9 protein-coding genes are annotated in these 10,424 nt (G+C 75.8%); 4 read left to right on the forward strand and 5 right to left on the reverse strand.

Translation table 11 applies throughout. The annotated features are described in order from the left end of the window. The first annotated feature begins 141 nt into the window (after positions 1 to 141). Entirely contained in the window at positions 142 to 3,168 is a 3,027-nt protein-coding gene (locus ACK586_RS16450) for a SpoIIE family protein phosphatase (protein ID WP_409331573.1), read from the forward strand. A gap of 51 nt (positions 3,169 to 3,219) precedes the next feature. On the opposite strand, the gene ACK586_RS16455 is transcribed toward ACK586_RS16450, so the two are convergent. Both ACK586_RS16455 and ACK586_RS16460 read right to left on the reverse strand, forming a co-directional pair. Next, on the reverse strand, positions 3,220 to 3,723 hold the full coding sequence (locus ACK586_RS16455; RefSeq protein WP_409331574.1) for a quercetin 2,3-dioxygenase: 504 nt from the start codon (positions 3,721 to 3,723) through the stop codon (positions 3,220 to 3,222). Beyond that, positions 3,720 to 4,118, reverse strand: a complete 399-nt coding sequence (locus ACK586_RS16460; protein WP_409331582.1) for a VOC family protein — start codon at positions 4,116 to 4,118, stop codon at positions 3,720 to 3,722. Before ACK586_RS16460 ends, ACK586_RS16455 begins: the two co-directional genes overlap by 4 nt. 59 nt (positions 4,119 to 4,177) lie before the next feature. Between ACK586_RS16460 and ACK586_RS16465 the strand changes: the two genes are divergently transcribed. After that, positions 4,178 to 4,837 carry a TetR/AcrR family transcriptional regulator gene (locus tag ACK586_RS16465; RefSeq protein WP_409331575.1) on the forward strand — a complete coding sequence of 220 codons (660 nt, stop codon included), beginning with the start codon at positions 4,178 to 4,180 and terminating at the stop codon, positions 4,835 to 4,837. On the opposite strand, the gene ACK586_RS16470 is transcribed toward ACK586_RS16465, so the two are convergent. Genes ACK586_RS16470 through ACK586_RS16480 form a run of 3 tightly spaced genes read right to left on the reverse strand, consistent with a single transcriptional unit; the run spans position 4,729 to position 9,008 of the window. Then, complete coding sequence (locus ACK586_RS16470; RefSeq protein WP_409331576.1) at positions 4,729 to 6,162, reverse strand: FAD-dependent oxidoreductase; 1,434 nt, start codon at positions 6,160 to 6,162, stop codon at positions 4,729 to 4,731. The genes ACK586_RS16465 and ACK586_RS16470 overlap by 109 nt on opposite strands. Next, positions 6,159 to 7,271: a class I SAM-dependent methyltransferase gene (locus tag ACK586_RS16475; protein WP_409331577.1), complete on the reverse strand. Its 1,113-nt coding sequence runs from the start codon at positions 7,269 to 7,271 to the stop codon at positions 6,159 to 6,161. Before ACK586_RS16475 ends, ACK586_RS16470 begins: the two co-directional genes overlap by 4 nt. A gap of 36 nt (positions 7,272 to 7,307) precedes the next feature. Then, on the reverse strand, positions 7,308 to 9,008 hold the full coding sequence (locus ACK586_RS16480) for a helix-turn-helix transcriptional regulator (RefSeq protein ID WP_409331578.1): 1,701 nt from the start codon (positions 9,006 to 9,008) through the stop codon (positions 7,308 to 7,310). A 143-nt stretch (positions 9,009 to 9,151) separates the two neighbouring features. Here ACK586_RS16480 and ACK586_RS16485 point away from each other — a divergent pair, with 143 nt between their 5' ends. Together ACK586_RS16485 and ACK586_RS16490 are read left to right on the forward strand one after the other, a co-directional pair. Next, positions 9,152 to 9,463: a response regulator transcription factor gene (locus ACK586_RS16485; protein WP_409331579.1), complete on the forward strand. Its 312-nt coding sequence runs from the start codon at positions 9,152 to 9,154 to the stop codon at positions 9,461 to 9,463. A gap of 75 nt (positions 9,464 to 9,538) precedes the next feature. Next, entirely contained in the window at positions 9,539 to 10,375 is an 837-nt protein-coding gene (locus ACK586_RS16490) for an alpha/beta fold hydrolase (RefSeq protein ID WP_409331580.1), read from the forward strand. Positions 10,376 to 10,424 lie beyond the last annotated feature (49 nt).

Raw genomic sequence — 10,424 nt, forward strand, 5'->3', positions numbered from 1 at the left:
CCAGGACGATCGCTGCTGACCGCGGGCCGAGTCTAGGCGCGCCGGTCGCGTGCCTACCAGGGAAGCGGAGCCCGTCGCGGCGGCTCTCGGGCGGGATCCCGCCCGGACTGCTCCGCGGGGGCGTCAGGCAAGGGGCCAGCGGTGGCATCACAGCACGATCCCGGAGCGCGCAGGACCGGTGCGGTCGCGCCACAGGAGCCGGCCGGCTCCGACGTCCGCGCCGAGCTCGCCGATGTCCGGGAGGAAGCGGAGCGGGCCAGCCGGGACGCCGACGCCGCGCGGGCGGCCCGCCGGGCCGCCGAGGCGAGCGCGGCCCGGATGCAGGCGATGGTCGCCGGGCTGAACGCGATCGTGTGGGAGCGTGATCCGTCGAGCTGGCGCTTCCGCTTCGTCAACGCCCGCGCCGAGGAGGTGCTGGGTTATCCGGTCCGGCAGTGGCTGGACGAGCCGGGCCTGTGGCAGCGGATCCTCCACCCGGACGACGCCGCTGCGGCGCTCGCCGCGGTGCGCACCGCCATCGCCGACGGCGAGGACCTGTCCCTCACCTACCGGGTCCGGGCGGCCGACGGGCGGTGGGTGTGGCTGCAGCACCTGGCGCACGTCGACCGCGACGAGGCCGGGACCGCGACCGCCATGCACTCGGTCCTCGTCGACGTCACCGACTCGAAGCGGCGCGAGCTGGCCGCGGCGTTGCTGGCCGCCGCCGGCCGGGTGCTCACCGGGCCCGGCAGCGTGGAGGAACGGCTCGGGACGGTCACCGGCCTGCTCGTCCCCGACGTGGCCGACTGGGCCGCGGTCTGGTTGCGCGGCGACGACGAGCGGTACCGGCCGGTCGCCGTCGCCCCCGCCGGCCTGTCCGGCCGGCTGGGCGCGCTGGGCTCGGTGCGGGTGCCCGACGAGTTCGCGGCGGAGTTCCGGGCCGGGCGCGCGTTCGCCGTCTCCGAGCCCGACGAGCAGCTCTTCCGCGCCGCGACGACCGACGAGGCCCAGTTCGCCGCGCTCACCGCGATCGGCGGCGCCAGCTGGCTGGCCGCGCCGCTGACCGTGGGTGGCGCCGTGGTGGGACTGCTCACGCTCACCGCCCAGACCCCGGACCGGTACGGCGACGCCGACACCGCATTCGCCGCCGACCTCGGTCAACGCCTGGCGACGATGGTCGCCGCCGAGCGGCTGGCCGCTCAGCGGCGGCAGCTGCACGAGATCACCGTGGCGCTGTCGGCTGCCGGGACGGCGGCCGAGGCCGCCGCCGCCCTCACCACGGGTCTCCGCGACGTGCTCGGCGCCTCCCTCGTCGCCGTCTGCGCACTGGGCGACGACGGGCAGCTGCACACCGTCGACGTCGTCGGTGCCCCGCCCGGGCGCTGGGACGACTTCACCACCATGCGGCTGACGCCCTCGGTGCCGCTGCCCGACGCCGCACTCACCCGCCGGCCGGTCTGGCTGCCCGACCGGGAGACCGTGGCCGAGCGCTATCCGGCCGTGGTGGCGAGCATGTCCGCGCAGACCCAGGCGATCGCCGCGCTCCCGCTGCTCGTCGGCGACCGGCTGGTCGGCGCACTCGCGGTGACCTTCCGGACGGCGCGGCCCTTCGACGGCGACGAGCGCGCGTTCCTGCTCACCGTCGCCGACCAGGTCGCGGTGGCCTTCGAGCGCGCCGCCCTGGCCGACGTGCGCCGGGAGATGGCCGAGACGCTGCAGCGCAGCCTGCTGCCCGGCCATCTCCCGGCCGTGGACCGGCTGGCGGTCGCCGCCCGCTACCTCCCCGCGGTGTCGGGCACATCCGCCGGCGGCGACTGGTACGACGTCCTGCCGCTCCCCGACGGTGCCGTCGCGGTCGCCGTCGGCGACGTCGTCGGCGACGGCGCCCCCGCTGCCGCGACGATGGGACAGCTGCGGAGCGCGCTGGCCGGCATCCTGCTGGCCGGGTTGCCCCCCGCCCGGGCCCTGGAGGTCCTGGACCGCTTCTCCGGCCACGTCGACGGAGCCCGCGTGAGCACCGTGGCCTGCCTGCGGCTGGAGCCGGACGCCGGCCGGCTCACCTACAGCTGCGCCGGGCACCCACCCCCGCTGCTGGCCAATGGCGGCGACGGCACCGGTCACCACGGCTACCTCGACGGCGGGCTGGGTCCGGCACTGGGCCTGCCGACCTCCGGACCTCGCCCCGAGGCGGCCCGCGCCCTGCCGCCGGGGGCGACGCTGGTGCTCTACACCGACGGGCTGGTCGAGCGGCGCGGCGTCACCCTCGACGACGGGCTCGAGCGGCTGGCCACCGCGGTCACGAGGCGGCTCTCGGCGCCGCTGCCGGTGCTCCTCGACGGCGTCCTCGACGACCTCGTCGACGGGGACGGGGGCACCGACGACGTCGCGGTCGTCGCCGTCCGGCTCCTGCCCGCGCCGCTGCGGCTGGATCTACCCGCGGAGCCGGAACGGTTGCCGGAGGTGCGGCGGGCGGTGCAGCGCTGGGCTTCTGCCGCGGGCCTCTCCGCCGATGCGGTCGAGGACCTGCAGCTGGCGCTCGGCGAGGCGACGGGCAATGCCGTCGAGCATGCCTACCGCGACGGGGACGGCCCCGGCCGGGTCCTCGTCGAGCTGGGCCTGGACGGCGCCGGTGACGTGGTCGGCTCGGTCACCGACGCCGGCTCCTGGCGGACCCCGCCGCGCAATCCCGGCTTCCGCGGCCGCGGGCTGCAGATCATCTCCACCCTCGCCCGCGACGTCGACCTCTCACCCGGGCTCTCCGGCACCGCCCTGCGGTTCGTGCTCACCCCCGCGGCTGCGCCGGCAGCGGCGCGTCGCCGCCGCATGGGCGTGGCGGTGCTCCCCGGGATGCAGCGCGTCGGCGAGCAGCGGGCGACGCTGGAGGTGACCGACGCGCAGGGTCGCCGCTGCCTGGCTCTGGTCGGGGACCTCGACCTCGCCGGAACCCGAGCGATCGGTGAGTCCGTCCTGGCCGAGCTGGCCGACCCCCGGCCGACCACCGTCGACCTCACCCGGCTCGACCACGTCACCAGCGTCGGCGCCGGGCTGCTGCTCGAGATCGCCGAACGCGCCAGCAGCCACGGCGACACGGACATCCTGCTCCCCGCGACCGGGCCGGCTCGCCGCATGCTGGACCTCACCGGACTCGCGACGGCCCTCCGATCCGACACGGGCGGCCCGCCGACGTGAGCCGGTGGACGACGGTGGCCCTCCGGCGCGGAGGAGCAGCGGACGGGCGGCTCAGTCCCCGACCCCGCACTCGTCCAGCGACAGCGGAGGTCCGACGACGTCGTTCCCGTGGCGCCGGCCGGCCTCGACCAGCTCGGCGACGTCGGGCACGGACGGCGGGGGCAGTCCCGGGCCCTCCGGCACGCGACCGACCTCCTCGACGAACGCCTCGAACCCCGCGGGGGTGGTCAGCTGCAGTCCGCGCACGGGTCCCCGGGACACGACGAAGACGTGCGCGACTCCGTGCGGCAGGAAGGCGAAGTCGCCCGGCCGGGCGGTCCACCGCTGGTCGCCGCACTCGATGACCATCTCCCCGTCGAGCACGTAGAACATCTCGTCCTCGGCGTGGTGCACGTGCCGGGGCGGGCCGAACCCCACCGGCGCGGACCACTCGATGACGGTGAGGGCGCCGCCGGTGGCCGCCCCACCCGTCTTCACCGTCATCCGGGTGTCCAGGAACCAGCGGGTCGGTCCCGCTCCCGGTCGAAGGACGTAGCCCGCAGGGTCGGTGCTCATGTCGCTGCCTCTCCGCCGTGCCGTTCCGTGGTGTACAGCCGGACCTCGATGCCGTCGGGGTCGTGGAGGCCGACCAGCGCCCATCCCTCGTGGCCGGTGACGATGCCCCCGTGCGGCTCGCCGAGGGTGTCGAGCCGCTCCGCCCACTCCTCGAGGTCGCTGCGGGTGGGGACGCCCACGGCGACGGGGTCGAAGCCGGCCAGCGCTGCCGCCCGCTCCGGATCGAGCCGGGCGGCCAGGCTGACCGTGCCGGTCCGGTCGCGCAGCGCGACACCCATCAGGACGCCGTCCTCGACGAACTCGATCTCCACCGCGAGACCCAGGACCGACAGGTACCAGTCCCGGCTGCGGACGACGTCGCTCACCGGCAGCTTGACGTGGTGGAAGCCGTTCATCGCCGGCACGGCGCCTCCCTGCCATTCGCTAGAGGGAACTCTAGAGTAGGCTCTAGCACATGGGAGAGGGTGTCAAGGGACGAGGACCCCGCTCCTCGCGGGCCGACCAGGCGGCGCAGACCCGTCGCCGGGTCCGCGAGGCCGCGGGCCGGCTGTTCCTCCAGGAGGGCTATGCCGCCACCACCCTCCAGCAGATCGCCGACGAGGCCGGCGTCGCGGTCCAGACGGTCTACTTCCACTTCGGGAACAAGCGCACGCTGCTCAAGGAGGTCGCCGACGTCGCCTCCGTGGGCGACGACGAGCCGGTCGCGCTCCTGGACCGACCGTGGGTCCAGGAGCTGCGCGGTGCGCCGGACGGGCCGGAGACCGTGGCCGTCTGGCTGCGGGTGAGCCGGGAGATCTTCGGCCGGGTCGCCCCGGTCCTGCGGATCGTCCGGGACGCCGCGGGCAGCGACCCCGACATGGCGGCGCAGTGGGAGGTCAACCAGCAGCAGCGCCACACCGCCCACCGGATGCTCGCCGAGACCCTCGACGCGAAGGGCGCACTGCGCGCCGGACTCGCGGTGGAGGAGGCCGCCGACGTCCTGTTCGCGCTGATCAGCCTGGAGGTCTACGTCCTGCTGACGGTCGACCGGGGGTGGGAACCCGAGCGGTGGGAGCGCTGGGCGACGTCCGCGGTGTGCGACGCCGTGCTGGCCCGACCCGACCGGCGCCTCTGACCGCCGACCAGCACGCGCACGGCGATCCCGGGGGTGACCAGCGACTCCGGACGGCGGACCATCGCCATCACCTCGTTGACGCGCAGCCACACCGCGTCGTCCCGGTGCGCCGCCCGCATGGCCCGCGCCACGTAGCGGTTGAGCAGGTCGGTGCCCACCGGCTTGGGGCCCCGGGTGTCGGGATAGGCGAAGTCGCCGCCGACGGCCGTGGACCACGGGACGGAGACGACGCGGCCGACGCGGCGGAAGTACCGGCGGGCGAAGGCCGCGTCGACCGCACCGGCCCGGTCGAGGCAGGCACCGAGCGCCTCGGCCTGGAGCGCGGCGGCGGTCATGCCCTGCCCGTAGATCGGGTCGAAGCTGCACACGGCGTCCCCGAGCAGCACCCAGCCCAGCGGGAAGCGGCGCAGCTTCTCGACGTGCCGCCGCTGGTTGGCCGGGAACCGGTGGGTGGCCGGCTCCCCGAGGGGCTCGCTCGCGGCCATGATCTGGGCGATCACCGGCGAGGGGAGGGACCGGGCGTAGTCCAGCCGCGCGGCTCCCTCGACCGGCGGCGCCTCGCCCTCCAGCCCGCCGAAGGAGACGACCCAGCGGTCGCCCTCGATGGGCAGCGCCATGGCCATGCGCCGGGTGGCCGGGGCGTCGATCACGCCGGCGCCCTTCCAGTCCCGGGCGGGCAGCTCGCCCCGGCGGTAGGTGCGCGACACGTACCGCGTGTCGACGTGCACCTCCGAGACGGCGGGCGGTGCGAAGCCGAGCTCGTCCAGCCAGCCGAGACTGCGCGCCTGGCGGCCGGTGGCGTCGACGACGAGGTCCGCGGCGAGCGCCGCCCCCGTGTCCAGCCGGACGCCGGTGACGAGGGTGCGGGACGCGTCGGTCACCAGGCCCACGACGGTGGTCCCGCCGCGCAGCGTCACCCGGGGCAGGGCGGTGACGCGACGGCGGACGACGTGTTCGAGGAGCGGGCGGCTCATCGACGGGCTGCGCAGCGCCGTGCGGGGGCGGCTCATGACGCCACCCTCCTGGTACCAGTGCGCGTCCCCGCACAGGTCGACGTCCACCGCGCCGGCCGAGAGCAGCTCGTCGACGATGCCGGGGAACCACCGGTCGAGGATCCGGGCCCCCGAGACGAGCAACAGGTGCGGATGCCTGCCCTGCGGCACCCGGCCGCGCGGGTCCGGCCCGGCGGGCAGCCCGTCGCGGTCCAGGACGACGACCCGGTCGAAGCGCTCCGCGGCGACGCGGGCCGCGCACAGCCCCGCCATGCTGGCCCCGACGACCACCGCCGTCCCGGCGACCCGGCGCGGACCGCTTGCGGTCCTCATCGTCGATCCCCGTCCGGGGCGAACCGGCCGGCCGGCCGGTGGGCGACGTACAGCGAGTCGAGCGGGTCGTCGGGGACGTCCCGGACGGAGACGTCCACGAAGCCTGCCTCGGCGAGCATGCGCCGGGCCTGCTCCTCTCCCCAGACCGTGCCGAGGCCGGCGCCCCCCACCGCCAAGGACACGGTGAGGCAGTGCAGCGTGCTGACCCCGTAAAGCCACGGGGCCAGGGGATTGCCGACGTTGTCCTCGAGCGCGCTGGCGGCCTTGATGTCGAGCATGACGAACACACCGCCGGGCTCGAGCGCGTCGTGGATGCGGCGCAGCACACCCGCGGGATCGGCCTGGTCGTGGATCGCGTCGAAGGCGAAGACGGCCGTGAACGGCGGGTCCGTGGGCAGGTCGGTGGCGTCGCGCACCTCGAAGCGCGCGTTGGGCAGGCCCCAGTCGGCGGCCTCCGCCCGGGCCCGCCCGATGGCGTCGGCGGCGAGGTCGTACCCGGTGACGGCGGCGCGTGGATGGGCCCGGGCCAGCAGGTTGACGGCGTGCCCGGTGCCGCAGCCGACGTCGGCGACGCGGGCGCCGGCGGCCAGCCGCTCGCCGAGCCCGTCCACGAGCGGGACGATGCCCTCGAGCAGCTGGCCGTCGAGCAATCCGCGTGACACCTCGTCCATGACGTCGGTGAACTCCGGCCGGAACGCGCTGTACGGGACCCCGCCACCGCTCCGGAAGGCCTCGGCGACGTCGCCGACGTGCCGACCGAGCAGTGCGCTGATCCGGCTGAGCGGGGCCAGGTTCAGCGACCCGGGACCGGACAGGCACACGGCGTGCTCCGGCGGGAGCCGGTACGTCGCCGTCGCGGGGGAGTACTCCACGATGCCGGCGGTCACGAGCCCGCCCAGGCACTCCCGGACGTAGCGCTCGGCCAGTCCGGCCCGTTCGGCCAGCTCCTGACCGGTGCCCTCGCCGGCGGCCAGGGTCTCCAGCAGCCCGGTGCGGTGGCCGAGGTCGATCAGCAGCGTCACGACGCCGTCGGTGTAGGTGGCGAGCAGCCGCCCGGCGAACGCTTCGGTGCGGGCCGGGTCGATCTGCCGGTGCAGGGTGGCGGACATCCTCGTCTCCTCGGTCGTCGGGACGACGAGGGAACGCTAGGAGCGCGGCCGGCCGCCCCGCATCGAGCGGACGACCCAATCCCGGCGGGCCGGGGATGGGTCGTTCGACCCAGCCAGCCCGTGCTCGTGCGCCCAGGCCGCTGCGGCGGTGCGCGTGCCGACGTCCAGTTTCGCGAAGATGTTGGAGAGGTGCCGGGCGACGGTCTTGGCGCTGATCACCAGCTCCTCGGCGATCTGGGCGTTGGTCCGGCCGGAGGCCAGGCAGGCGAGGACCTGCGCCTCGCGGTCGGTGAGCCCGCCCGGGAGCGCCGGCTCCCCGCGCAGCGCCGCGACGGCGGCGGCGTCGGGCGCGGCTCCGAGCCGGTCGAAGACCTCGGCGGCCGCGGTCAGCTCGAGGTCGGCGGCGTCCGCGTCGCCGAGCTCCCGGTAGGCAGCGGCCAGCAGCACGCGGACGCGTGCGCAGTCGTAGGGGGCGTGCAGGCCGCGCCAGGAACGGCAGGCTGCCGAGAGAGCCGGGAGCGCCCCGCCGGCGTCCGCGGAGGAGAGCAGGATCGCTCCCTCCCACTGCCGGGCCGAGGCCGTGAAGCAGGGGCTGTCGTAGCGCGCGGCGGTGTCCGCCAGCTCGGCGAGGGCGACCTCGGCGGTGGTCCGGTCGTCCCCGGCCAGGGCGATCTCGACCTGGCCGATCAGCAGCCGGGCGCGCACCAGGGGGTTCGTCCGCTCCGCGAGCAGCGCGGCGCGCACCGAGGTCGCCGCGGCGTCGGGACGACCCTGCTGCAGGCGGAGCAGGGCCCATCCGGGCTGGGGGTCGCGGCCGAGGTGGTGCGCCCGGCGGTAGGACCGCTCCGCCGCCGCCGGGCGTCCGCGCAGGCGCGCGAGCTCCCCTAGCTGGTAGTGGCCCTCGGCGGAGGACAGGCAGTCGATGCCGTCGAGCTCCGTGCAGACCCGTGCCGCCTCACGCTCGCTCCTCGCCCACTCCCCGGCGGCCTGTAGCACCTGCGACCGGTGGACCCGGCACATCCCGGTGAACAGGACCGCCGCGGGCAGCGTCGCGAGCCACTCCTCCGTCGCCTGCACCCACGCCCGGGCGCGCCGGAGGTCGCCGACCTCGTGGCTGGCCGACATGAGGTTGCAGTAGAGGTCGCCGGCCCAGTCGGGCAGCACCTCGCCGGCGACGACCGCGGTCATCGCCTCGTCGAAGCGGGCCATCCCGTCGCGGACGTGGCCCTGGCGTACCAGCACCCGGCCTTCGCCCACCAGGCCGGCGGCCACGAGGGTGGCGTCGCCGAGACGCCGTCCCAGGTCGGCGACCCGCCGGGCGGCGGTCAGCACGACGTCCCGGTCGCCGTCGTCCAGGGCGCCCTGGACCTCCACGAGGTAGGAGAGATAGCCCTGCTCGGCGCACTCCGGCTCCCCGTCCAGCAGCGCGGCGGCCCGGCCGACCCAGCCGGAGCCGGCCACCTCCGCGCCGCGCATGAGGTGGTTGATCGCGACGCCGATGGCCGCCATCGCCGCGGGCCGGGGTCGCTGCTCCCGCGCGAACGCCTGGAACGCCCGCTCGCCGGCGTCGATCGACTCGTCGACCCGGCCCAGCCACCAGGCGCAGTCGGCCAGGACGGCGAGGTCGTCCGCCGTCAGCGGCCGGTCGGTGGCCGTCAGGGCGGCGTACGCGTCGGGCCACCGCCGCTCCGTGAAGGCCGTCCGCGCCTGGACGAGGGGATCGTCGGAGTCGCTCATCCCGGGCCTCCGGGAGTGGGGGACGACCAGCCTAGTCGCGGTCGGCCCGGCTGCTCGCCGCCGCGGACGTGTGGACGGCGTTGACGGAGGACCGCGCACACCGCCCCGCTCGGACCCCGGCGGCCGCCCGCGACGGGATGCGGTTGGAGATCGGCGCGGGCCGGCTGGATCCGACCGCGGTGGACGCCGTCCTGGCCGCAGCCGGCCAGGAGCGCAGCCGACGTGACGTCGTGCATCCGGCCGGGTTGTCCGACCGGGAGGTCGAGGTGCTGCAGTTGATCGCCCGCGGCGCAGCCAACCGTGCGGTCGCCGCGGCACTGGCGATCTCGCCCAAGACCGTGGGGCGGCACGTCGAGCACATCTACGCGAAGACCGGCGTCACCACTCGGGCGGCGGCGGCGCTGTTCGCGATGGAGCACCATCTCCTGCGCGAGCGGACCGAGACCATGGGGTGATCGCCCGATGTGGGCGCCTCCGCATCCTGCCTAGCGTCCTGCCATCACCCGAGCGGGGACGAGGCGGTGGATGCGATGACGACGACGGCGATCGACGGCGTGGACCTGGAGTACTCCGTCACCGGGGCGGGGCCGCCGTTGCTGCTGATCCACGGCAACGGGGGAGGTGCGGTGGCCTGGCACGACACGGTGGAGGACCTCGCGCGCGACTGGCGGGTCATCGCCTACGACCGGCGCGGGTTCGGCGGCTCCGTCCACCCGCCGATCCGCGACTGGCACCGCCACGCGCGCGACGCCGCGGCTCTCCTGGAGCGGCTCGACGCGGCGCCGGCGACGGTGCTGGGCTGGAGCGGCGGCGGGATCGTCGCGCTCGACCTCGCGGTGACCTCCCCGGCCCACGTGGCGGCGCTCGTCCTCGCCGAGCCGCCGTTGCACGCCAAGCGGCACATGACCGTGCGCATGGCCTGGACGATGCTCGGCGCCCAGGTGCTGCGTCGCACCACCGGCGAGGAGGCAGCCGCCGTGCGCTTCTACCGCTGGGCCAGCCGCCGCACCACCGGCGGGTGCGCCTTCGACGACTTCGCCCCGGCGCTGCGGGCCGCGATGCGGTCGACGGCCGCGGCCACGCTCGCGGAGCTCGACGCGGGTACCGGCGAGCACCTCACAGGTGCGTCGATCGGCACGATCCGCTGCCCGGTGACGTGCCTGCTCGGCGCGGCCAGCGACCCGGCCCTCACCGCGGCGACGCGGCGGCTCGTGCGCATGCTGCCGCAGGCGACCGTGGTCCCGATCGCGGGGGCCGGCCACGCGCTGCACGTCGACCGGCCGCGTGAGTACGCCGACGCCGTCCGGTCGGCGATGCCGGCGCCTGACAGTGAGGATGTAGGCGCGCCCCGCAGCGGTCGTTCCTGACCCAGCGCCTGACTGACTTCGAGTCTTCAACGGGATCTGTCGGTTCGGT

This window comes from Trujillonella humicola (assembly GCF_046233715.1).
Taxonomy (GTDB): domain Bacteria; phylum Actinomycetota; class Actinomycetes; order Mycobacteriales; family Geodermatophilaceae; genus Trujillonella; species Trujillonella humicola.